This is a genomic window from Allobosea sp. P4_C6 (assembly GCF_056402015.1).
In genome coordinates, this window is record NZ_JBFUIF010000001.1 from 164,217 (window position 1) to 186,830 (window position 22,614).

Annotated in this window: 25 protein-coding genes, 1 tRNA gene and 1 pseudogene; 18 read left to right on the forward strand and 9 right to left on the reverse strand. The window is 65.5% G+C overall.

All coding sequences use genetic code 11. The annotated features are described in order from the left end of the window. Positions 1 to 42: 42 nt before the first annotated feature. The 3 genes from AC1DVA_RS00835 (at position 43) to AC1DVA_RS00845 (ending at position 2,618) form a co-directional block, all read left to right on the forward strand. Positions 43 to 294 carry a hypothetical protein gene (locus AC1DVA_RS00835; protein WP_476804649.1) on the forward strand — a complete coding sequence of 84 codons (252 nt, stop codon included), beginning with the start codon at positions 43 to 45 and terminating at the stop codon, positions 292 to 294. A gap of 62 nt (positions 295 to 356) precedes the next feature. Continuing rightward, complete coding sequence (gene prmC, locus AC1DVA_RS00840) at positions 357 to 1,196, forward strand: peptide chain release factor N(5)-glutamine methyltransferase (protein ID WP_476804650.1); 840 nt, start codon at positions 357 to 359, stop codon at positions 1,194 to 1,196. Positions 1,197 to 1,601: 405 nt separating this feature from the next. Then, entirely contained in the window at positions 1,602 to 2,618 is a 1,017-nt protein-coding gene (locus AC1DVA_RS00845) for a DUF4167 domain-containing protein (RefSeq protein WP_476804651.1), read from the forward strand. Positions 2,619 to 2,684: 66 nt separating this feature from the next. On the opposite strand, the gene AC1DVA_RS00850 is transcribed toward AC1DVA_RS00845, so the two are convergent. Together AC1DVA_RS00850 and AC1DVA_RS00855 are read right to left on the reverse strand one after the other, a co-directional pair. Further along, complete coding sequence (locus AC1DVA_RS00850; protein WP_476804652.1) at positions 2,685 to 3,470, reverse strand: MOSC domain-containing protein; 786 nt, start codon at positions 3,468 to 3,470, stop codon at positions 2,685 to 2,687. 80 nt (positions 3,471 to 3,550) lie between these two features. After that, complete coding sequence (locus tag AC1DVA_RS00855; protein WP_265052058.1) at positions 3,551 to 3,865, reverse strand: DUF2293 domain-containing protein; 315 nt, start codon at positions 3,863 to 3,865, stop codon at positions 3,551 to 3,553. Between the two features lie 174 nt (positions 3,866 to 4,039). Here AC1DVA_RS00855 and clpB point away from each other — a divergent pair, with 174 nt between their 5' ends. After that, complete coding sequence (gene clpB / locus AC1DVA_RS00860) at positions 4,040 to 6,658, forward strand: ATP-dependent chaperone ClpB (protein ID WP_476804653.1); 2,619 nt, start codon at positions 4,040 to 4,042, stop codon at positions 6,656 to 6,658. A 148-nt stretch (positions 6,659 to 6,806) separates the two neighbouring features. Continuing rightward, entirely contained in the window at positions 6,807 to 7,448 is a 642-nt protein-coding gene (locus AC1DVA_RS00865; RefSeq protein WP_476804654.1) for a class I SAM-dependent methyltransferase, read from the forward strand. On the opposite strand, the gene metW is transcribed toward AC1DVA_RS00865, so the two are convergent. Together metW and metX are read right to left on the reverse strand one after the other, a co-directional pair. Then, on the reverse strand, positions 7,439 to 8,071 hold the full coding sequence (gene metW, locus AC1DVA_RS00870; protein WP_476804655.1) for a methionine biosynthesis protein MetW: 633 nt from the start codon (positions 8,069 to 8,071) through the stop codon (positions 7,439 to 7,441). The genes AC1DVA_RS00865 and metW overlap by 10 nt on opposite strands. Positions 8,072 to 8,267: 196 nt before the next feature. After that, positions 8,268 to 9,437, reverse strand: a complete 1,170-nt coding sequence (gene metX, locus AC1DVA_RS00875; RefSeq protein ID WP_476804656.1) for a homoserine O-acetyltransferase MetX — start codon at positions 9,435 to 9,437, stop codon at positions 8,268 to 8,270. A gap of 173 nt (positions 9,438 to 9,610) precedes the next feature. Here metX and AC1DVA_RS00880 point away from each other — a divergent pair, with 173 nt between their 5' ends. The 13 genes and pseudogenes from AC1DVA_RS00880 (at position 9,611) to AC1DVA_RS00940 (ending at position 19,293) form a co-directional block, all read left to right on the forward strand. Continuing rightward, the gene (locus tag AC1DVA_RS00880; protein WP_476804657.1) at positions 9,611 to 10,444 is read left to right on the forward strand and encodes a chorismate mutase; all 834 of its coding nucleotides are present in this window, start codon (positions 9,611 to 9,613) and stop codon (positions 10,442 to 10,444) included. Between the two features lie 39 nt (positions 10,445 to 10,483). Further along, a complete protein-coding gene (gene hisC / locus AC1DVA_RS00885) occupies positions 10,484 to 11,584 on the forward strand; it encodes a histidinol-phosphate transaminase (RefSeq protein ID WP_476804658.1) in 1,101 nt (366 codons plus the stop codon). Between the two features lie 5 nt (positions 11,585 to 11,589). Beyond that, positions 11,590 to 12,528, forward strand: coding sequence for a prephenate/arogenate dehydrogenase family protein (locus AC1DVA_RS00890; RefSeq protein ID WP_476804659.1), 939 nt, complete (start codon positions 11,590 to 11,592; stop codon positions 12,526 to 12,528). Between the two features lie 78 nt (positions 12,529 to 12,606). Next, positions 12,607 to 12,682, forward strand: a tRNA-Thr gene (locus AC1DVA_RS00895). 133 nt (positions 12,683 to 12,815) lie between these two features. Next, positions 12,816 to 12,971, forward strand: a pseudogene (locus AC1DVA_RS00900) (IS5/IS1182 family transposase); the annotation flags it as partial. Between the two features lie 393 nt (positions 12,972 to 13,364). Beyond that, the gene (locus tag AC1DVA_RS00905) at positions 13,365 to 13,628 is read left to right on the forward strand and encodes a hypothetical protein (protein ID WP_265052066.1); all 264 of its coding nucleotides are present in this window, start codon (positions 13,365 to 13,367) and stop codon (positions 13,626 to 13,628) included. A gap of 53 nt (positions 13,629 to 13,681) precedes the next feature. Continuing rightward, entirely contained in the window at positions 13,682 to 14,200 is a 519-nt protein-coding gene (locus tag AC1DVA_RS00910; protein WP_476804660.1) for a SpoIIAA family protein, read from the forward strand. A gap of 194 nt (positions 14,201 to 14,394) precedes the next feature. After that, the gene (locus AC1DVA_RS00915; RefSeq protein WP_476804661.1) at positions 14,395 to 14,970 is read left to right on the forward strand and encodes a hypothetical protein; all 576 of its coding nucleotides are present in this window, start codon (positions 14,395 to 14,397) and stop codon (positions 14,968 to 14,970) included. 563 nt (positions 14,971 to 15,533) lie between these two features. Further along, a complete protein-coding gene (locus AC1DVA_RS00920) occupies positions 15,534 to 15,890 on the forward strand; it encodes an ArsR/SmtB family transcription factor (protein ID WP_476804769.1) in 357 nt (118 codons plus the stop codon). Next, positions 15,883 to 16,407: an arsenate reductase ArsC gene (locus AC1DVA_RS00925; RefSeq protein ID WP_476804662.1), complete on the forward strand. Its 525-nt coding sequence runs from the start codon at positions 15,883 to 15,885 to the stop codon at positions 16,405 to 16,407. Before AC1DVA_RS00920 ends, AC1DVA_RS00925 begins: the two co-directional genes overlap by 8 nt. Positions 16,408 to 16,413: 6 nt before the next feature. Next, complete coding sequence (gene arsB / locus AC1DVA_RS00930; protein WP_476804663.1) at positions 16,414 to 17,466, forward strand: ACR3 family arsenite efflux transporter; 1,053 nt, start codon at positions 16,414 to 16,416, stop codon at positions 17,464 to 17,466. A 58-nt stretch (positions 17,467 to 17,524) separates the two neighbouring features. After that, positions 17,525 to 17,839, forward strand: coding sequence for an ArsR/SmtB family transcription factor (locus AC1DVA_RS00935; RefSeq protein WP_265052070.1), 315 nt, complete (start codon positions 17,525 to 17,527; stop codon positions 17,837 to 17,839). 59 nt (positions 17,840 to 17,898) lie between these two features. Next, entirely contained in the window at positions 17,899 to 19,293 is a 1,395-nt protein-coding gene (locus AC1DVA_RS00940) for an FAD-dependent oxidoreductase (protein WP_476804664.1), read from the forward strand. A 213-nt stretch (positions 19,294 to 19,506) separates the two neighbouring features. Here the strand turns inward: AC1DVA_RS00940 and AC1DVA_RS00945 are convergent, their stop codons facing one another. The 5 genes from AC1DVA_RS00945 to AC1DVA_RS00965 form a co-directional block, all read right to left on the reverse strand. Then, positions 19,507 to 19,791, reverse strand: a complete 285-nt coding sequence (locus tag AC1DVA_RS00945; protein ID WP_476804665.1) for a hypothetical protein — start codon at positions 19,789 to 19,791, stop codon at positions 19,507 to 19,509. Then, positions 19,788 to 20,723 (reverse strand): DMT family transporter, encoded by a 936-nt coding sequence (locus AC1DVA_RS00950; protein ID WP_476804666.1) that lies wholly within the window; start codon positions 20,721 to 20,723, stop codon positions 19,788 to 19,790. The genes AC1DVA_RS00945 and AC1DVA_RS00950 overlap by 4 nt, the downstream gene beginning before the upstream one ends. Before the next feature lie 8 nt (positions 20,724 to 20,731). Beyond that, positions 20,732 to 21,457, reverse strand: coding sequence for an alanyl-tRNA editing protein (locus AC1DVA_RS00955; protein ID WP_476804667.1), 726 nt, complete (start codon positions 21,455 to 21,457; stop codon positions 20,732 to 20,734). A 97-nt stretch (positions 21,458 to 21,554) separates the two neighbouring features. Continuing rightward, positions 21,555 to 22,148 (reverse strand): helix-turn-helix transcriptional regulator, encoded by a 594-nt coding sequence (locus tag AC1DVA_RS00960; protein ID WP_476804668.1) that lies wholly within the window; start codon positions 22,146 to 22,148, stop codon positions 21,555 to 21,557. Beyond that, positions 22,106 to 22,384, reverse strand: a complete 279-nt coding sequence (locus tag AC1DVA_RS00965; protein ID WP_476804669.1) for an AraC family ligand binding domain-containing protein — start codon at positions 22,382 to 22,384, stop codon at positions 22,106 to 22,108. Before AC1DVA_RS00965 ends, AC1DVA_RS00960 begins: the two co-directional genes overlap by 43 nt. Between the last annotated feature and the right edge of the window lie 230 nt (positions 22,385 to 22,614).

The window sequence follows — 22,614 nt, forward strand, 5'->3', positions numbered from 1 at the left end:
GCGTTGATGTCGTATCGACACCAGCAAAGGGGGGACCCTCCCATGATCAAGACGATTTCGACAGTCGCGATGGCCGGCATGATGGCGCTCGCGATGAGCGGCGCCTCGCAGGCTCAGGAAAAGACCTTTCAGAAGATGACCTCCGGCCAGCCGGCAGCGATACAGGGTGCTATGACCCAGTCGCAGGCTCGCAAGGCTTGCCAGATGGAGATGAAGGGCGCCCACGAAAGCAAGGCTTCCATCAACACCAAGATGAAGCTGTGCGTCGACCAGAAGATGCAGGGCAACAGCTGATAGGCGATTCGGATCCGGCGCGCGGTTCGCCCGCCGGCATCGATTGGTCAGGGGAGGGCGCCGTGCCGACCGTAAGGGAGGCGCGGCGTCTTCTTGTGCAACGTCTCCTGCGGGCCGGCTCGGCGACCCCGGGACTGGACGCTCGTCTTCTCGTCGAAGGCAGCCTTGCCACCGAGAACCCCGATCCCGACATGCTCTTGCCGGTTGAGGCACTTGCGCGGCTGGATGGCTTCGCAAGCCGGCGCCTCGCAGGCGAGCCGGTCTGGCGAATTCTCGGCGAGCGCGAATTCTGGGGCCTACCGTTCCGACTCTCGCCCGCGACGCTGGAACCGCGGCCCGATAGCGAAACAATCGTCGAAGCGACTTTGAAGCAGCTGGCCGACCGCCGCCACGAACCCCTGTCGCTTCTCGACCTCGGCACCGGCACGGGCTGCCTCCTCATTGCGCTCCTGAGCGAGTTGCCGCGTGCGACAGGGCTCGGCGTCGATCTGTCGGAGGAGGCCGCGCTTACGGCTGCCGGCAATGCGGCCCTCAATGGCATGGCGGAGCGTGCGACGTTCAGGCAAGGCGACTGGACGGAGGGTCTGGCCGGTCGCTTCGATGTGATTCTTTCCAATCCGCCCTATATCCCGTCGGCCGAGATCGCCACCTTGTCCGTCGAGGTGCGCGAGCACGACCCGCTTCTGGCGCTCGACGGCGGAAGTGACGGTCTGAAGCCCTATCGAATCTTCGCCCGGACCTTGCCTGCGTTGCTTGCGCCGGGCGGCATCATCGTCTTCGAGATCGGGGCCGGGCAGGGCACGGACGTCGTCGCTCTGATGCGCGAAGGCGGGCTCGAATTCCTGGGCAGCAGGAGCGATCTCGGTGGGCATGAAAGGGCGCTGATCTTCACGGTCGCTTGAGAATGCACAGGCTTTTGGTCGATTTCGCTTGGAGAGGCCGCCAAAAGCAGCTATGCAGCATTCAGCCGAAGCTGGTGGCGTCAGTGCCGAGCCTCTGGGCAGTTCCCGATCGTACAGGATTTGCTCGAACTCGGCATCGTTTGCAGGCGTCTTCCTGGAACGATGTAGCTGACAAGCCGGATGGAGCCCCGAAGGCGTTGTGGCGCCGATCGGCTCATGGGGTTAAGGCCCCTTTTTTGGAAAAGAGCGCGTGAAGACCAGAAACGGCGTATCGCCCCTTCGGGTCAACTCAAGCCGACGCAGCGTCGCAACCCGCTGTGTGTCGCAACGCGCATGACGGCACCACGGTTGCTTTGAGCAAAGAGCGCGAGACAGACGCGAATGAGACCAGGTCAGAACCGGCGTATGCGCGGCCGTAACAATAATAGTGGCAACAACAATAACGGTAACCGCAAATCTCCAAATCCACTGCAGCGTAGCTATGAGTCGAACGGTCCGGACGTAAAGGTCCGGGGCACGGCACAGCATGTCGCAGAGAAGTATCTGCAGCTTGCGCGTGACGCCCAGTCTTCGGGCGATACGGTCGCGGCTGAGGGTTATTTCCAGCACGCCGAGCATTATTATCGCATCCTGCTCGCCGCGCAGGAGCAGATGGCCCAGCAATTCGGCCATTCCTTCCCGCCGAACCGCGCCTTCAACGAGGATGCGGAAGAGGGCGACGAGGAAGGCGACGATGACGGCCAGTCCTTCCAGCCAGGCGCGTTCCAGCCCGGCAGCGGGCCGCAGCCTGATTTCCGCGCGCCGAACGGGCATAACGGCCAGAATGGCTACAACGGCCACAGCCAGCGTGTCGAAGGCGAGGCCGGCGACGGTCAACAGCAGGGCGGCCAGCGTTTCGACCGGCCGAACCGCCGCGAGCGCTTCAATAACAACGACCGCAACAACACCAACACCAACAACAATAACGACCGTCGCTTCGATCGTCAGGATCGTGGCGAGCGCCGCTTCGATCGCAATGCCGAAGCGGGGCAGGGTGGTGTTCCCGGCGGTTACGCGCCACGTCCCGATGCGCCGCGTTCCGATATCCCTGTCGGTGGCGACGCTCCGGCCGAGGCTGCTCCCGAGCAGATCCAGAGCGAACGGCGCCCCGAGCGTCCCCAGCGCGAGCGCCGTCCGCGTCGCGAGCGTGAGGTCGAGAGCGATGCGGGCGATGACGTCGCCGCCGCGCTGCCGTCCTTCCTGACCAACCCTGTGCGGGTCGCGGCGCCGGTCGAGACTGCTCCGGCCGAGCCGGTTGCTGCTCCGGCAGAACCTGCGACGGACGTTGCGGGGGAGGCGGCGCCCAAGCGCACGCGTCGCCGCCGTTCGCCGCGCGAGGTCATGGATGCACTCGGTTCCGAGACGGATGGTTCGGCCGAGTAAGCCGGAACGACTGATCGATACGTTTGGAAAGGGGCCCGCGAGGGCCCTTTTCTGTTGGGCTCTTGCTCAGGCGATGCCGAGTTCGGCCGGCACTTGTGCCGGCGCCAGCACGTCGCCTTCCTGCAGCGTCCCGCCGGCGACGATGCGGCAGTAGATGCCGCAATCGACATGGCCGTAATTCTTCATCAGCGCCTTCGGGATCTGCATGTCGCGCGCGCCGGTTTCGGGGTCGACATTGGTGGCGGCGCAGCGTTCGATCCGCTTGATCACATGCAGTTGCAGGCCGCCCGGGCCGGAGAGGTCGCGGCCGACGAGATCGTTCTCGGCCCAGGGTGCGAGCCCGCTCACCATCAGGTTGCCGCGAAAGCGCAGCGGATCGACGGGTCGGCCGAGGCGCTGTTCGAGATCGGCGACGCTGGCGAGGTTGATGATCGAGACGAAGCCCGAACGGGAATCCGTGAAGCGGTAGGTTGCCGGCGCCGTCAGCAGCTTCGGCTCTCCGCGCAGCTCGTCTGGCATGAAGCCCTCGAAGAAACGGGTGATGGCCGTGTGGCCGGCCTCGCTTCCCGTCGCGGCACGCAGGACCTCCTCGCCATCCTGACTGATGACGAGATCGGCGCTCGCGTCGTCATAACGGCTGCGCAGCCGGGCCAGTGACTCGTTGCGCATCAGCATGAGGTACTTGATCTTCGGCTGGTGCACCGGCTCGGCAGGATCGAAGCCCGATACTCCGTTCTCGATGGCGAACAGTCGGTCGCCGGGGAAATACCCCTCCGTCGGCAGCTCGGCGCGCTGGAGCCGTTCCGGCGAGAGCCCCTTCACGGGGTAGCGATAGAGCGTTTCGATGCGCATGGTCGAACTCGGCAAGACAGGGTGGCGGACCATAGCCTCGCCGGCCGGCCCTGACAGATCAATTCTTGTATCCGTTTCGATCAATCCGGCTCGTCCTCTGCGTCGCTGACCGAGCGCTGGCAGCCCCAGCCGGCAAGCGCTGCATCGGTCTCGTCGGCGACGAAGAAGCGGGCGGCGTCGCGATCGTAGCCTTCGGCCAGCAGGCGCTCGTAGTCGGTATGGACGTGGCGGACATGGCTGCCGAGCGCCAGCCAGAGCGCGGTGGACGGCGGCAGGCCCTTCATGTGCCGCCGTTCCGCCAGCGTGACCACCGCCTCGGCGTCGGACAACGGGATGCCGGGCGCCAGCGCTCTCAACGCCCGACGAATCGCCTGCTGTCGCTTGGTCCCGGCCATGCCCGATCTGTGCCTGCCGCATGCGCCAGGTCAATTGTGCGGAGGCCCTCTTCCGTTGCGCCAATGTCACACTATCTTGGAGGGCGAAGGGCGGCCCATCGCGGCGCCCTATCCTGATGAAAGGCAGCAGGTTCGCGTCGCCACGGGGCGCAGCCTGCGGGCGGAGTGATCTGAATGAATATCGAGAAATATACCGACAGGGCGAAAGGCTTCCTGCAGGCGGCCCAGACCATCGCGTTGCGCGAGGGGCACCAGCAGTTCACGCCCGAGCATTTGCTGAAGGCGCTGCTCGACGACAACGAAGGCATGGCGGCGGGTCTGATCGACCGGGCCGGCGGTCAGGCGCGCGTCGCGCTGCAACTCGTCGACCAGGCGCTGGCGAAGCTGCCGAAGGTCTCGGGCGGCTCCGGCGGACTCAACCTGACGCCAGGCCTCGCCCGCGTCTTCGACACCGCCGAGAAGGCGGCAGAGAAAGCCGGCGACAGCTTCGTCACGGTCGAGCGGCTCTTGCTTGCTCTTGCGATCGAGAAGGACACCGAGGCCGGCAAGGCGCTCTCCAAGGCCGGCGTCACGCCGCAGGCGCTTAACGCCGCAATCGAGGCGATCCGCAAGGGCCGTACCGCCGATTCCGCGTCGGCCGAGCAGGCCTATGATGCGCTGAAGAAATACGCGCGTGACCTGACCGCAGCGGCCCGCGACGGCAAGCTCGACCCGGTCATCGGCCGCGACGAGGAGATTCGCCGCACCATCCAGGTTCTCTCGCGCCGGACCAAGAACAACCCGGTCTTGATCGGCGAGCCCGGCGTCGGCAAGACCGCCATCGCCGAGGGCCTCGCGCTGCGCATCGTCAATGGCGACGTGCCCGAGAGCCTGAAGGACAAGGAACTGCTCGCGCTCGACATGGGCTCGCTGATCGCCGGCGCGAAATATCGCGGCGAGTTCGAGGAGCGGCTGAAGGCCGTGCTGACCGAGGTCTCCTCCTCGGATGGCGGCGTCATCCTGTTCATCGACGAGATGCACACCCTCGTCGGCGCCGGTAAGACCGACGGCGCGATGGATGCGTCGAACCTGCTGAAGCCGGCGCTGGCGCGCGGCGACCTGCATTGCGTCGGCGCGACCACGCTCGACGAGTACCGCAAATACGTCGAGAAGGACGCCGCATTGGCGCGGCGCTTCCAGCCCGTCTTCGTCGACGAGCCGACGGTCGAGGACACCATCTCGATCCTGCGCGGCCTGAAGGAGAAGTACGAGCAGCACCATCGCGTCCGCATCACCGACTCGGCGCTGGTCTCGGCCGCGACGCTGTCGAACCGCTACATCACCGACCGCTTCCTGCCGGACAAGGCGATCGACCTTGTCGACGAGGCCTCGGCCCGGCTGCGCATGCAGGTCGATTCCAAGCCCGAGGAGCTGGATTCGATCGACCGCGAGATCGTCCGGCTCAAGATCGAGCAGGAGGCGCTGAAGAAGGAAAGCGACGCGGGCTCGAAAGAGCGGCTGAAGCGGCTCGAATCCGAGCTGGCCGATCTGGAGACGCGCTCCGACACGATCACCACCAAGTGGAAGGCCGAGAAGGACAAGCTCGGCAAGGCCGCGGAGATCAAGACGAAGCTCGACAATGCCCGCAACGAGCTCGCCCAGGCCCAGCGCAAGGGTGAGTACCAGCGCGCCGGCGAGCTCGCCTATGGCGAGATCCCCGGGCTCGAAAAGCAGCTCGCGGAGGTCGAGGCGAAGGGCGACGATGCCGGCATGGTCGAGGAGGCCGTAACGCCGGACCATGTTGCGCAGGTCGTCAGTCGCTGGACCGGTGTGCCGGTCGACCGCATGCTCGAAGGCGAGAAGGAGAAGCTGCTGCGCATGGAGGAGGTTCTGGCCTCCCGCGTCGTCGGCCAGCGCGAGGCGGTGGAAGCGGTCTCGACCGCCGTCCGCAGGGCGCGTGCCGGCCTGCAGGATCCTAACCGCCCGATCGGTTCCTTCATGTTCCTCGGCCCCACCGGCGTCGGCAAGACCGAGCTGACCAAGGCGCTGGCTTCGTTCCTGTTCGACGACGACACGGCGCTCGTGCGCATCGACATGTCCGAATACATGGAGAAGCACTCGGTCGCCCGGCTGATCGGCGCGCCTCCCGGCTATGTCGGCTATGAGGAGGGCGGGGCGTTGACCGAGGCGGTGCGCCGCCGGCCCTATCAGGTCGTGCTCTTCGACGAGGTCGAGAAGGCGCATCCGGACGTGTTCAACGTCCTGTTGCAGGTCCTCGACGACGGGCGCCTGACCGACGGGCAGGGTCGCACGGTCGATTTCCGCAACGTGCTGATCATCATGACCTCGAACCTCGGTTCGGAGTATCTGGTGAACCAGCCCGAGGGGCAGGACAGCGACGCGGTTCGCGACGAGGTCATGGGCGTGGTCCGCCATGCTTTCCGACCGGAGTTCCTGAACCGGATCGACGACATCATCCTGTTCCACCGCCTGCGGCGGCAGGACATGGGCGCCATCGTCGATATCCAGATGGCGCGCCTCGCGAAGCTTCTGACCGATCGGAAGATCACGCTCGAGCTCTCCAAGGAAGCGCGCGAGTGGCTGGCGGAGAAGGGCTACGACCCGGCCTATGGCGCGCGTCCGCTTAAGCGCGTGATCCAGAAGTCGGTACAGGACCCGCTGGCGGAAGCGATCCTCGCCGGCGACATCGTGGACGGCGAGACGGTCCCCGTCACCGTCGGCCCGGGCTCGCTGATGCTGGGTTCCGTTCCCGGCGTGAAGGAGAAGCGGCCGGCGGGTGTGGCGTTGAACTGAGGATCACGGCGCCGGGGCGGACACGCTTCGGCGTATCCCGCTCCCTCGTCGGGATCGCGGCTGTGAGCGCCGCCGGCTCGGAGCTTGGCGGCGGCGGCCCTTCTCTGCTAACGCCTTGCGGCGGCTTTGAGCGCGAAGAGGAGAGTTCTTGCTGCGGGAAACCTTGAAACGGCTGGAAATGCGGGTGCGTACGCGCCTGCCGGCTCCGGTGCGCCGTGCCTATCGCGTCGCGCGAAGCCTCGGTGATGTGCCGTGCTCGGGGCCGTTGCCGGACGCACTGCTCGCCGATTGTCGTTTCTGTGCCTCGCGCGAGGCGATGCTCGATCTTTTGCCGAAGGGAGGGCGGATCGCCGAGCTCGGCACCTATCGCGGCGATTTCGCCCGCGATATCCTGGCCCGCAGCAACCCGGCCGAGCTGCACCTCATCGACATCGATGATTCCTGGTTCGATCCGCGAAGCCTGGCCGGGCCCGAGGTCATCCGCCATCTGGGCTTGACCCACGAGGTGATCGCGACCTTTCCGGACGGGCATTTCGATTTCATCTACATCGACGCCGACCATTCCTACGAAGGCTGCCACCGCGATGCGCTCGCCGCGGCACCCAAGGTCAAGCCGGGCGGCTATCTGGCCTTCAACGACTTCGCCCATATCGACCCGTGGCTCGGCCGATACGGCGTCCACCGGGCGGCGACCGATTTCGCCCGCGCGGCGAACTGGCCCATGGCCTTCTTCGCCTTCCAGCCGGCCGGGCTGTACGATGTCGCGTTCCGGCGTCCGTCTCAGGCTTGACGGGAGCGCTTCAGCAGGAACACCGCCTGCGCGCCGAACAGGTTCCAGAACCACCAGGGCGCGTTGACGCCGACCTTGCCGCCGGCGGCATCGAGCGCCACGGCGCGCTCCTTCTTGGCGCCGATCACGTCGCAGAGCGTAACGAAATCGCGGATCGTGCAGAAATGGATGTTGGGCGTGTCCCACCACGTATAGGGCAGGGCGTCGGTCACCGGCATCCGCCCCTGGAAGAACACCTGGCTGCGCATCCGCCAATGCCCGAAATTCGGGAAGGAGATGATGGCGTGCCGGCCGATCCGCAGCATCTGTTCCAGCACAAGCCGCGGATTGCGCGTCGCCTGGATCGTCTGGGAGAGGATGACGTAGTCGAAGCTGTCGTCCGGGTAGTCGGCGAGGTCGGTGTCGGCATCGCCCTGGATCACCGAGAGTCCGCGCGTCACGCAATCGGCCACGCCCTCACGCGAGAGCTCGATGCCGCGCGCATCGACGTTGCGGGTCTCGGCCAGCAGAGCGAGCAGCGCGCCATCGCCGCAGCCGACATCGAGCACGCGTGTGCCTGGCTGCACCATCTCGGCGACGAGCTTAAGGTCGATTCGGTTGGTCTGGGTGTCGGGGAGGGTCATCCGGAAAGGCTTTCTTGCGCGCGGGATCCGCCCCCGTCATTCCGGGGCGCCCCGCCGGGGCGAGCCCGGAACCCAGAACCGCGGTTTCCGGTCATCAAGCCGCCTGCCGGCCGACGCCCTCTGAATGAACGGCATCGGTTCTGGGTTCCGGGCTCATCGCTGCGCGATGCCCCGGAATGACGGAGTTTCCGCATCCTCACAGTCCGCGTGCCCGTGCCGCCGCGCCGATGAAGCCGCGTGTCGTCGCGAAAAGATTGGGCTCTTCCAGCAGGAAGGCGTCGTGCCCCTTGTCGCTTTCCAGTTCGACGAAGGAGACCGAGGCGCCGGCCGCATTGAGCGCATGAACGATCGCGCGCGAGTCGGCAGTGGGGAACAGCCAGTCCGACGTGAAGGACGCCACACAGAAACGTGTCTTCGTGCCCGTGAAGGCGCGCGCCAGCACGCCGTCATGGTCGTCGGCGAGGTCGAAATAATCCATCGCCCTCGTGACGTAGAGATAGGAGTTGGCGTCGAAGCGCTCGACGAAGCTTAAGCCCTGATGGCGCAGATAGCTCTCCACCTGGAAGTCCGCGTCGAAGGAGAAGGTCGGCGCCTCCCGGTCCTGCAGCTTGCGGCCGAACTTGCGGTGTAGCGCCTGCTCCGAGAGATAGGTGATGTGCGCGCCCATCCGCGCCACCGAGAGGCCTTTGGAGGGTCGCGTGCCCTCTTCGAGATAGCGCCCCCGCCGCCAGTCGGGATCGGCCATCACCGCCTGCCGGCCGACCTCGTGGAAGGCGATGTTCTGGGCCGAATGCTTGGCGCCGGTCGCCAGCGGCAGCGCCGAGAACACGCGGCTCGGATAGCTCGCCGCCCATTGCAGCACCTGCATGCCGCCCATCGAGCCGCCGGCGACGCAGAACAGCGTCTCGATGCCCAGCGAGTCGACCAGCGCGGCTTGCGCCCGCACCATGTCGCGAATGGTGACGACCGGGAAGGAGAGGCCCCAGGGCTGGCCGGTCTCTGGGTTCGTAGAGGCAGGCCCGGTCGTGCCGGTGCAGCCGCCAATGACATTGGCGCAGATCACGAAGAAACGGTCGGTGTCGATCGGCTTGCCCGGACCGATCATCGCGGTCCACCAGCCGCCCTTGCCGGTGATCGGATTGCGGCTCGCGACATACTGGTCGCCGGTCAGGGCGTGGCAGACCAGGACCGCGTTCGTTTTGTCGGCATTCAATTCGCCATAGGTCTGGTAGGCGATCTGCCACTGGTCGAGCACGACACCGCAATCCATCAGCAGCGGCGTGTCTGAACCGAAACGAGCGACCGGGCTCGAAGGCTCGTTGGCCTCCTTTTGCGGATCGGCCAGGCTGGGGGAGAGATCGCTCATTTCGTCCGCATCGACAGTCTGATTTGTCTTGCCGGTCCAGGCGTTCGGAAAATCGAACTCTAGCGATGCCGCGCCGGCGCGCCGCTGTCAACGCGGGACTGCGCAGCCGGCTTTGCCAAGGCCGCGCCGGGGCGCTAAGGAGCGTGGCCTTGCCGGAAAGCGCGTCCTTGCCCATGACCGAAGCCGCCCCCACGACCCTCGCCGACCTGCGCGCCGGGATCGACCGTATCGACAGCGAGATGCATGCGCTGCTGATGGAGCGCTCGCAGATCATCGAGACGCTGATCTCGGTCAAGAAGACCCAGGCTTCCGGCTCCGCCTTCCGCCCCGGCCGCGAGGCCGACATGATGAAGCGCCTCGCCTTGAGGCATAAGGGGTTGCTGCCGCTCGACACGGTCGAGAGTATCTGGCGCATCATCATCGCGACCTTCACCTATGTGCAGGCGAACTACTCCGTCCATGCCGACGTCTCCGGCGGCGATGCGGCGATGCGGGATTCCGCCCGTTTCCATTTCGGCTTCACCGTGCCCTTCGTCCCGCATGAAGATGCGCGTGCGGTCATCCGCACCGTGGCGGAGTCGGCCGGCGATCTCGGTATCTTCCGCATGGACCAGGGTGCCAGCGCCGGCATCTGGTGGCGCGACCTGATCGGGCCTGACCGGCCGAAGATCATCGCGCGCCTGCCCTTCATCGAGCGGCCGGACCATCCGGCCGGCACGCCGGTTTACTGCATCGCCAAGCCGCTGACCGATGCCGCCGTACGCGAGATCGTGCTCTACGCCGCCCGCGTCGAGCGCTGGTCGGAGGCGTTGCGACACGGCCTCGCCGAACATCTGGCCGAGGTCTCGGCCTCGGCCGCCGATGGTTCGCATCTCTCGCTGCTGGTGGCCGCCTCCGGCGAGGTCGACCAAGCCGTTATCCGCAATGCGCTGGCGCCGGCCGGTCTCAGCGACTTCTCCGAGGTTGGCAGCCACGCCGCCCGCTTCGCCGTCAAATCCGCCCGCTGAGCGGGCTCGGTACTGCTTTCCGCTGCAAGGTCCATCACCATGACGAGCGCTTCCCGCCCCGTTCCCCGTCCCGGCGTCCTCGACATCGAGGCCTATGTTCCCGGCAAGTCGGCCGCGCCTGCCGGCGTGAAGCTGCACAAGCTTTCCTCCAATGAGACCCCGCTCGGCCCGAGCCCGAAGGCGATTGCCGCTTTTGAGGGCCTCGCCGCCAAGCTGGAGCTCTATCCCGACGGCACGTCGAGCAAGCTCAAGCAGGCGATCGCCGGCCGCTATGGCCTCGATCCCGCGCGGATCATCTGCGGCAACGGCTCGGATGAACTGCTGGAGCTCGTCACCAAGGCATATCTCGGCGCGGGCGACGAGGGCATCTACAGCCAGTACGGCTTCCTGGTCTATCGCATCGCCATCCTTGCCATGGGCGGCAAGGCGGTCGTCGTGCCCGAGAAGAACTACATGGCCGATGTCGACGGCATCCTGGCGGCGGTGACGCCGAAGACGAAGATCGTCTTCCTCGCCAACCCCAACAACCCGACCGGCACCTATCTGCCCTTCGACGAGGTCAAGCGCCTGCAGGCCGGCCTGCCGCCGCATGTCCTGCTCGTTCTCGACGCGGCCTATGCCGAATATGTCCGCCGCAACGACTACGCCTCCGGCATCGAGCTCGTCGCTGAGAGCGAGAATGTCGTGATGACCCGCACCTTCTCGAAGATCTACGGCCTCGCCAATCTCCGCATCGGCTGGATCTATGCCCCGGCCCATATCATCGACGCACTCGAGCGCATCCGCGGCCCCTTCAACGTCAACGGCGCCGCTATCGAGGCGGGAGCCGCCGCCGTCGCCGACGAGGCCCATGTCGCCGCCGCGCTCGAGCACAACGAGAAGTGGCTGGCCTGGACGACGGCCGAGTTGGAGAAGCTCGGCCTCACCGTCACCCCCTCGGTCGGCAATTTCGTCCTGATCCATTTCACCAAGACGCCCGGCAAGACCGCGAAGGAGGCCGACGCCTTCTTGACTCAGCGCGGCCTCATCCTGCGCGCCGTCGGCGGCTATGGCCTGCCGGATGCGCTGCGCATGACCATCGGCTCCGAGGAGGCGAACCGCCTCGTCGTCGCCGCGCTCGCCGATTTCCTCAAGGCTTGATCGAAATGGCGGAAAGCTTCGCGCCGCGTCGCTCCGAACCGGTCTTCGCTCGTCTCGCCATCATCGGTATCGGGCTGATCGGCTCCTCGATCGCGCGCGCGGCGAAGGAGCTGAACCTCGCCGCCACGATCGTGCTGGCCGATCGCGACGAGGCCGTCCGCAAGCGGGCGCGAGAGCTCGGCCTTGGCCATGCCGTCACTGACACAGCGGCGGAGGCAGCCCGCGATGCCGATCACATCATCTTCTGCGTTCCCGTCGGCGCATGTGGCTCGGTGGCTGCCGAGATCGCATCCGAGCTGAAGCCGGGCGCGATCGTCTCCGATGTCGGGTCGGTCAAGGGCTCGGTCGTCGACGCCGTGCTGCCGCATCTGCCGGAAGGCGTCTCCTTCGTCCCGGCCCATCCTGTCGCTGGCACGGAGAATTCCGGCCCCGATGCCGGCTTCCCCAGCCTCTTCCTCAACCGCTGGTGCATCCTGACCCCGCCCGAGGGAACCGACCCCGCGGCAATCGCCAGAACGCGCCAGTTCTGGGAGGGGATGGGCGCGCTCGTGGAGGTGATGAGCGCCCAGCATCATGATCTGGTGCTCGCCGTCACCAGCCACCTGCCGCATCTCATCGCCTACAACATCGTCGGAACGGCCGAGGATCTGGAGGCGGTGACCCAGTCCGAGGTGATCAAATTCTCGGCCGGCGGCTTCCGCGATTTCACCCGCATCGCGGCCTCCGATCCGACGATGTGGCGCGACGTTTTCCTGCACAACAAGGAGGCGGTGTTGGAGATGCTCGGCCGCTTCAACGAGGACCTGGCGCTGCTGACCCGCGCGATCCGCTACGGCGACGGCGAGACGCTGCACAAGCATTTCACCCGCACCCGCGCCATCCGCCGCGGCATCGTCGCGCTCGGCCAGGAGAAGCCGGAGACGGAGAAGCTGCGCAAGGACTGAAAAGACCGCGGATGGCTGCGCGGGAGTGCCGGTCACGGCTTGCCAAGCACCCCGCCGGCTGGTACAGCGCCACCCGTTGCCGCAATAGCTCAGCTGGTAGAGCACCTCATTCGTAATGAGGGGGTCGGGGGTTCGAATCCCTCTTGCGGCACCATTTGCCCCTCCGAGACCGTGCAACAATGGCCGAACCATCCGATCAGATCGGATGTGATAACCGGTTCGCGCGCTTGGCTGTCCGGGCCGGTCCATTGGCCTCCAAACCCATCGTCGGTAGATTGCGTCGACCGCATGGCTCGGCAGAGAACCTTGCCTGGTTGGTTCATGAGCGTGGGATCCAGCCGCATATCCCGACCTTCGACAAAACGCGGCGCAGCGATGGCACCTTCAGGCGCTCCGAGTTTGCCTGCGGCCACGACCGCGATCTCCACACCTGCGCAAGGGGAGCTTCGGCAGTTCCGCCGCCCGTTCGGCGTGCCGCGCGACAGCGTCGATCGCGAAGGTCCGATGCGCTGCCCAGCGTCCGCCCTGTCCCTAAGGTCAATTGTCGCCCGGATTGATCGCTGCTCTGATCACGCGCTGAATGGCCCCTTTATTGGGGCGCTGCCGGCGGCAGTTCCTCCCAAAGAAATCCTCGCCGGCGGCGACGCTTGGCCCTGCTGGCATTTGGAGGTGTCCGTGTCGGCTTAGCTTCCGTCTCGATCCATTCGCTCCGGTTTCCCGCCGGCCCACCTCGGCGGCGACCATCTGGACCGCCTCGCTCGTGAGATACTGAAAACGATTGATTGACCAGGCGGCGGCCGCGGAGTCGGTCAGCCCATTGAAGCGGGAGCAGGCCTATGTGGATTCTGATGTATGTCTTCTCTTACTCGGTCAATCCTGCGGCTTCCAACGACAGGGCGGAATGGAGGTTGATGCCGACTGTCGTATTTCAGGAATTCTCGAGCGAAGATCGATGCAAAGTGGCCAAGTCAAAGCTGGAAGAAAGCTTGAAAGAAGCAGGCACCAAACTGAAGAGCGGCTTGGAAGACCTGAGAAGCATCGGCAAGGGCGGCCCCGGCGAAATCATCATCGCCTATAATGTCGACTGCCTTCCCAAGTAGCGTGGGTTCAGCAGCTCGCCGCCCAGCGGATTCCCCCGGATGCGGTGGGCCTCATGACGACGCTCGGGCTGGCGGCCTTCGTGGGGCTCACCGGAATCCAGGCGGGACCCAGTTTCGTTTCGGCGCTGCGTGAAGCGGGGATAGGTCTGCTGCGCTTCAGCAACTTCGACGGGATGAGAATTTCTGAGACGACAGTTGGGTGGCACATGATCGAAATCGAACTGCGACGCGACGAGGGAATTGCCATTCTGTCGCCGCATGGACCGCTCGGACAATCCGATTTTGAGAGACTATCGGAGGAGATCGACCCGTATATCGCAGCCAGTGGTCGACTTACCGGGCTGATGCTGCTCGCGAAGGCTTTCCCGGGTTGGGAAAGCTTCGGCGCATTGGTATCGCACCTTCGTTTCGTAAAGGATCATCACCGCAAAATCGCTCGTATCGCCATAGTTACGGACAGCGAGCTCCTTCAAATCATGCCGCATATAGCGAAGCACTTCGTAGCGGCAGAAATTCGGCAATTCCCGTCTGGGGAAAAAGCGCAGGCCTTGGTGTGGTTGGCGGCCGGCTAGATAAAGTGGCCCCGCAACGCCATCGTTTGTCGCCTGACCTTTCGTCAATCTCACGCGATCAGGAACTCAGATCAGGACTCATCAGAGTAAACACTCTATAACGAGGCGTTAAGGATTTCATCGAGATGCCGCGCGGATCAGGTCCGTCAGCCGCGCGACAGCGATCTGGTGGCGGGCTTTGTAAAGGTGAAGCTATGACCAAGCTGCTTCCCATACATGTCGCCGCCTTAATCGGCCTTGGTTGTTTTGCCCTCACATCGAGTGACGCCGAAGCCCAATACCGACGTGGTATCGGGGTAGGTTATTACGGAGGTTACCGAGGCGGTTATTATGGAGGTTATCGAGGCGGGTACTACGGCGGATACCGAGGTGGTTACTATGGCGGCCGGGCCGTCGCAGCCGGGATCGGGTTCGTGGCGGGGGCGCTCGCAACAGCGCCTGCCTATGGTTATGGCTACGCAGCACAGCCTACCTACGGCTACTATGGCAATGGCGGCTACAGCACCACCTCCTACCGCACCATCTATAGCGGCAGCGAATACTGCCAACCCGCAACCGTCACCGGCTATCCGCAAGCCGTCTACTACAACACCTCGGCTCCCACCTATTATGGAGGTGGCGGCTACTATGGCCGCGGCTACTACGGCCGAGGCTATTATGGCCGGCCGGTCGTTCGGCACTACGCCTATCAGAATCGGCGTGCCGCCATCGGTCGCGCCGCATATTACAATAACCGACCAGTTGTCGGGCATTATGGTCGGCGCTGGTAAACCTCCCATCCGTGCAGGGCTGCTCGGCACGCTCGCAGCCGATACCATCGGCGGAGCAGCGTCAGCATTGTTTCGGGAGATGGGGCGCTGGTCGTCTGCATCGCGCATGTGAGCGCTGTAGCAGTTCGATGGCGATCCCGAGCCACTGCTGCCGCCCGCATTTTCGTGAGCCGCTGATCGAGCAGTCTTTTTGACTTTGGCTCTGACGTTGGTGCGCTGGGCGGAAGGTGAGTGCATCTGCCGATAGGAAAAACGGGGCTGACGGGACCACTCCTCGGAAGCCGCCTTGGGCCTAATCCCATCGCCAGGCACTGTCCTTCAAATGCCTTGGATGGACCCGCTCACGTCCTGACCCGGTCGCGCAGCGCAGGTCTGCTTTTGGGCGGCGTTCCAAGTGCCGCTCATGGCGCAGTGCTACCTTCGAGCAGCCGGCTGACCCGGCTGCTGACTTCGACGGGGAACAGAGGCGAGCCTGCCGTTCGTAAACCTGATCAGGTTGCCAATCCGAGCGCTGGCGTAAAGTCGTCTTGCCTTGCCGCTATTATGTCGATAAGTCTCGACATATGGAAAATGAACACGTCATCCTTTCGCTGGCCGCCCTGGCGCAGGGCACCCGCCTCGATGTTTTTCGCCTGTTGGTAACGGCCGAGCCTGAGGGCCTGCCTGCCGGCGAGGTCGCCCGGCGCCTGAATGTCCCGCACAACACGATGTCGTCGCATCTCGGCATTCTGAGCCGAGCGGGGCTTATCCGTTCAGAGCGCTTCAGCCGCTCCGTCGTCTACCGGGCCAACCTCGATGGCCTGCGTTCCGTCGTCGCGTTCCTCCTCAAGGATTGCTGCGGCGGCCGCGCGGAGATCTGCGCGCCACTGCTGGCCGAACTCAGCCCTTGCTGTCCTACAAAGGTCACAACCGATGCCTGACCGCGTTCACAACGTGCTCTTTCTCTGCACTCACAACTCCGCGCGCTCGATCATGGCGGAAGCTCTGCTCAATCATCTTGGCGAGGGTCGCTTTCGCGCCTTTTCCGCCGGTAGTGAAGGTGGTCCCGGTCCGAAGCCGTTGGCGCTCAAGGCACTCGAGGCCGAGGGCATCGGGACCATGGGCCTGTCTTCGAAGACCTGGGACGTGTTTGCGGCGGCTGACGCACCGGTCATGGATATGGTCATCACGGTTTGCGACCAGGCGGCCGGCGAAGCCTGCCCTTTCTGGCCGGGGCAGCCGATCACCGCACACTGGGGCATCGAAGACCCCTCGAATGTCGAAGGCACCGAGATCGAGCGCGAGCGCGCCTTCGTGACGGCGCTGCGCTACCTGCGCAATCGCATCAATGTGCTTCTCGCACTGCCGGTCGCCAGCCTCGACGCGATGGCGTTGGCACAGCGCATTCGGCAGATCGGCGCGCTGGAAGGCGCCAGCAACCGCGCAAACGGCGCCTGAGGCCACATGTCTACTTTCGAACGCTACCTCACGGTGTGGGTCGCACTGTGCATCGTCGTCGGCATCGCGCTCGGGCATGTCATGCCCGGCTTGTTTCATGCGATCGGTGCGGCCGAGATCGCCAGGGTCAACCTGCCGGTGGCCGTGCTCATCTGGTTGATGGTCATTCCCATGCTGCTGAAGATCGACTTCGCGGCACTTGGACAGGTTGGCAGGCATTGGCGCGGGATCGGCGTCACGCTCTTCATCAACTGGGCGGTGAAGCCGTTCTCGATGGCTGCGCTGGGCTGGCTCTTCATCGCCTGGCTGTTCCGGCCCTGGCTGCCGGCCGACCAGATCAACAGCTATATTGCCGGGCTCATCATCCTGGCGGCGGCGCCTTGCACCGCCATGGTCTTCGTCTGGTCGAATCTGACGAAAGGCGAGCCGCATTTCACGCTCAGCCAGGTCGCGCTCAATGACGCGATCATGGTCGTCGCCTTCGCCCCGATCGTCGGACTGCTGCTCGGCCTGTCGGCGATCACGGTGCCGTGGGGCACGCTCATTCTCTCCGTCATCCTCTACATCGTGATCCCGGTGATGGTTGCACAAGTCGTCCGCAGTCGTGTTCTGGCGGGCGGCGGGCAGGCGGCGCTGGATCGCCTGCTCGGCCGGCTTGGCCCGGCCTCCCTCGTGGCGCTGCTCGCCACCCTCGTCTTGCTCTTCGGTTTTCAGGGCGAGCAGATCCTGGCGCAGCCGATGGTGATCGCGCTCCTGGCGGTGCCGATCCTGATCCAGGTCTATTTCAATGCCGGTCTCGCCTACCTGCTGAACCGGGTTGCCGGCGAGCAGCACTGCGTCGCCGGTCCATCGGCGCTGATCGGCGCGTCGAACTTCTTTGAGCTGGCGGTCGCTGCCGCGATCAGTCTCTTTGGCTTCAACTCTGGCGCGGCGCTCGCCACCGTCGTTGGCGTGCTGATCGAGGTTCCCGCCATGCTCACCGTGGTCTGGATCGTGAACGGGTCGAAAGGCTGGTACGAGCGCGGAAGCAGAGTTCGAAAGGCGCAGGCCGCCGAATGATTCGATAATTGTCGAAATATGGCTTGACGGCTTCTCAAGAGCGGCGCAGTCTATTTCCATGAAAGTCGAAGAAGCAGCAAAACAGCTTGAGGCGCTCGGTAATCCGACCCGCCTTGAACTCTACCGGGTCCTCGTCCGTGCCGGCCATGGCGGCCTGCCGGTCAACCAGGTGCAGGAGCGTTTGGGCATTCCCGCCTCGACCCTCTCGCACCATCTTCAGCGCCTCGTGCACAACGGATTGGTCTCACAGGAGCGGCAGGCCACGACATTGATCTGCCGAGCCGAATACCCTGCAATGACCGCCTTGCTGGGCTTCCTCGCGGACGAATGCTGCGCCGATGAAGCCTGCTTGCCATCCGATCGGGCCGCGTGAGCGGCTTTCTATTTGCCTTATAATTCCGTCCTTCTAGAATAACGGGATATAGTGTCATGATGAAACTGCCTGTGGCCGTCATCGGCGCCGGCCCTGTCGGCCTTGCCGCCGCGGCCAACCTCATCGCTCGCGGCCTTGCCGTGAAGGTCTACGAAGCCGGCGCTGCGGCTGGCGCGAGCGTCAGCGATTGGGGTCATGTTCGGCTCTTCTCGCCGTGGGCCTACAATGTCGGTCCGGCTGCGCGTTCGCTGCTGGAGAAGGCAGGATGGCGGGAGCCTGACGCAACGGTCTATCCGACGGGCGCCGACCTCGTCGGCGAATACCTTGCTCCGCTTTCGCAGACGCCTGAGCTGGCGCCGGTCATCGAGTATGGAGCGCGCGTCAAGGGCATCGGGCGGCGCGGCGTCGATAAGGTGGTCAGCCGTGACCGTGAGCTGCGCCCCTTCCAGCTGACGATCGTCGACGCCGAAGGGCGCGTCCGCCGCGAGCTCGCGAGGGCGGTGATCGACGCCTCGGGGACCTGGACGTCACCAAACCCGCTCGGAGCAGGTGGCATCGCTGCTGAAGGCGAGGAGACCTTTGCCGATCGGATCGCCTACAGCATCCCGGATGTGTTCGGCCGCGACCGGGCACGCTATGCCGGGCGCACCACGGTCGTCGTCGGCGCCGGGCATTCCGCCGCAAACGTCCTGCTCGACCTGACCACGCTCGCGGCCACCGAACCTGCCACCAAAGCGATCTGGCTGACCCGCGGCAACAACCTGTCCCGTGTCTATGGCGGCGGCGCCAACGATCAGCTCGCCGCACGAGGCGACCTGGGGCAGAGGCTGCGGCAGCTCGTCGAAGGGGGCAGCATCGAGCTCGTCGCCAGTTTCGCAGTCACCGCGGTGCGCGAGGCGAGCGGCCAACTCGTTCTCGATGGCGAGACGCCTGATGGCCTTCGCACGGTCGGGTCCGTCGACCAGATCGTGGTGTGTACGGGGCAGCGTCCCGATCTGGCATTGACCCGTGAATTGCGCATCGAGCTCGATCCGTGGCTGGAGAGCGCAAAGGCGCTCGGCCCGATGATCGATCCAAACCTGCACTCTTGCGGTTCGGTGCCCCCGCACGGGCATCGCGAGCTGTCCCACCCGGAGCCGGGCTTCTACACCGTGGGGATCAAAAGCTATGGCCGCGCGCCGACGTTCCTGATGCTGACCGGCTACGAGCAGGTCCGGTCGGTCGTTGCCGCAATCGCTAGCGACATGGCGGCGGCCGACGATGTCCAGCTCGTTCTGCCGGAAACGGGCGTATGCACGGCTGCGCCTGAAAGCACGGGCGGTTGCTGCGGAGGTCCGGCTCCGGGCGGCTCGGACGCCTGCTGCGTCGACGACGCTTCCGCCAAAACGCAGGGCAAGGCGGGTTGCGGCTGTGACAGCTCGTCGAAGATCGGCGAGGCCGTTCAAACGCAATAACGACACTTGCCGATTCGGAAACGAGCCCGGTCCCTGCTGCAAGGATCGGGCTCATCCTCGCTCGGGCGTTACCCAGGTTCTTTGCGCTACGGCAGGATCAGGAGGCCGGCCCTTCAGCTTGCGATGTCGCCGAACTGCGCCGACATCGCAGGCGTCGATACGCGGACGCTTCAACGCGATCTGCCGTCCGTCGGATTGGTGCCGCTGCCCCGATCAGCGGCCGAAGCTCTCCTTCAGCAAGTTGCGGCCCATCATCAAGGCGCTCAGGCTGATAGCGGCTGCCAGCATCACGTACCAGGCCGGCGCGAGGGCGCTTCCCGTCTGGACGATCAGCCAGGTGGTGATGAAAGGCGCGAACCCGCCGAAAACGGTGACTGCGAGATTATAGGCGATGGACAGGCCGGTCGGGCGCATGGCGGGCGGGTAGAGTTCGGCCTCGTCGGAGACGAACACCACTTGCTCGTGATCGGCGAAGGACTCATGGGAGAAGACGGTCATGATTTGAGGGCTCCGGAGGGGCGGGAGGCGGAAGGCCGGCCGCTGGTCGCCGCGAGGCCGAAGCCGCACAGGATCAGCGCGGCGCCGACGAAGTGGAACGGACGCACGGGCTCGCCCAGCAGCAGGAAGGCGAGCACGGCGGTGAACAGGGCGACGAGGTGGAAGGAGGCCCCGGTGACGCTCGGCCCCAGCGTTGCGACGCAGCGGTTCCAGATGACGAAGGCCAGCAGCGAGGCGAAGATGCCGATATAGAGCACGGCGGCGAGCGGGCCGGGCCCGGTCGGGATTGTCGCGCCCCGCGCCAGTTCCCAGATCCAGAACGGCAGCAGCACGAAAAGCCCCGCCACCATCGTCGCCGCCAGGAAGACGAGCGGATCGAGATCGGCGGCGCGGCGGCGCAGCAGCACCGAGTACACCGCGTAATTGGCGACCGCGACCAAGACCAGCGGCTCGCCGCCGCTGATGCCCAGCCGCGACAGGGTCGACGGCTCGCCGCGCGCGACGATCCACGCCACACCCGCGAAGGAGATGGCGACGCCGGCGAGCGTGCGGGCCGAGACGCGCTCGACCCCGAGCGCGAAAGCCGCCAGCGGCACCATCAGCGGCAGGGTCGAGTTGAGGAAGGCGACGCTGGCAGCGGGGGCGCTCTGCAGGGCGAGATAGCCGAGCGCATTGTAGCCGGCGATGCCGAAGGCGCCGCAGGCCAGGACGAGCCAGCGGGCGCGAAAGAGCGCTTGCCGTTGCGCACTGAGCGCGCCGAGCACGAAGGGCGCCAGGCAGGCGAGCGCGACGAGCCATCGTCCGACCGCGAGCGAGACCGGCGGGAACGAGTCTGCGAGCGCCCGTCCGAGCGCGAGGTTGCCGGCCCAGAACAGGGGCGGCAAGGGAAGCAGCAACAGCGGCTGGCCCCAGAGGCGCCCGAGGATCGACATCGCCGGCCTCACGGAGTGCCTGCGAGGCCAATCCGCAGGCGCCGGTTGTGGCGGCCTTTGTTGTCGATCTTCAGGATGCGGATCGGCGGCGAACCGCCGGTCGTGGCGAGATGGGTGCCGCCGCAGGCCTGACGGTCGAGCCCGACGATCTCGACGATGCGCACCTGCCCATCCGCGGTCGGCGGCGGGGCGACCGAGCGCGAGCGGATCAACCCCGGTTCGGCGAAGGCCGCGGCCTCGGGGAGATAGTCCTGCCGGACGGCGAGGTCTTGCCGGATGAGCGCGTTGACCGGCTCCTCAATCGCGCGCAGGCGGTCGTTGTCGGCATCCGGCAGGTCGAAATCGATGCGCGCCGTGCCGTCCTCGTTCATCTGGACGCCGGTGACGAGCGCGCCGTCGAAACCCTGGAAGACCACCGCGTTGACGATGTGCAGATCCGTGTGGAGCGCACGCATCAGCTTGCGAAAAGCCGGGTCGACCCGGGCTTCCACGGGGCCGGCCGGCAGTTCGACGGGGTCGGCGAGCAGGTGCCGAAACCGGCCTCCCTCGTTCTCGAAGCCGGCGACCGCCACCTCGCCGCCGGCCCACGCCAGCGCGCCGCGATCGGGCAATTGCCCGCCGCCGCCCGGATAGAACGGGCTTTCCGCGAGAACCGCCCAGCCCGGCCCCGCCTCGACGACATGAGTCGCGAGTGTCGGGACCTCCGGATTGTCGAGGCAGAAATAGCGGGACATGCGTCTCATCCTTTCCGCAGTGCCGACAGGGCATCTGCTCGAGGACGAGATTGGCGCGTTGAACCGCGCGGCTATTGGCGAAAATTGAGAAAGGGGATCAGCCGGCGGTCGCGCGCACCCATTGCAGCGGGGTGATGCCGTAGCTGCGCTTGAAATGCCGCGTCAGCGCGCTCTGGTCGTAGAAGCCGGCATCGAGGGCCGCGGCGGCGATGTTCGTGCCGCGGCCAAGCGCGGCGATCGCAGCCCTCAGGCGCAGTTGTGTCAGATATGAGTGCGGCGTCAGGCCCGTGGTGCGCTTGAACACCGCGATCAACTGGAACGGAGTGAGGCCGACCGAGGCGCCGAGCTCCTCCAGGGTGAGCTCCTCCATGTGACGTTCGCGCATGACATCGCGGACATGGGTCACCTTGCTGGCATCGCGCGCCGGCAGCGAAAGACTGGGCTCGCCTGCGGCGTGGCGCCGGATCAGGGTTCCGAAACTGCGCAGCAGCAACTCGCGCTCCTCGAAAGGATCGTTGCCGTCGTCGAGAACGCGGTGCAATCCGAGGAAGGCCTCGATCAGATCGGCGTCGTGAAAGGTGTTGCGGCAGAAATAGGCCGTCGCGTCGAGCCCGAGCGCGGCATTGAGCGTCTCGATCGCGGATGGTGTCAGATAGAGCCCGCGATAGAGCCAGCGTTCGCTCCGGCCCACCGTCCGGAATGAGGCTCGTCAGGGTTGAACACGAGCAGCGTCGAAGTTCGGGCTTCGTCGCTCCGTCCCCGGCTCTTGAACTCGGCGCAGCCGACCTCTGTCACCGCAACGACGAAGGCCTCGTGGCTGTGGGGCGCGTAGTCGTGGCTGGTGAAGTCGGCGACGAGACAACTCAGGCCCGGAACCCGAGGGTCGCGCCAGTAGCGGGACGAATTGCGCAGGTCCGTACGGGCCAAGATCCGATCCGGTCGTCAGGAGAGCCTCGATCGTGCAACGATCGTGCCGAGATCGCAACGCTGGAGGATTACCAAGGGCACGATGGGCAGCTTCAGGCGCGGGGCGATGAACGCGCCGGCATGTCGCTCTGGCAGTGGCAGCGAGACCATCGAGAGTGCCCCATGCCGTCGCGGCCGAACGCGCTTCGTTCCCGATTCCATCTTGCGCGACATTTCACATTTGCAGCGTC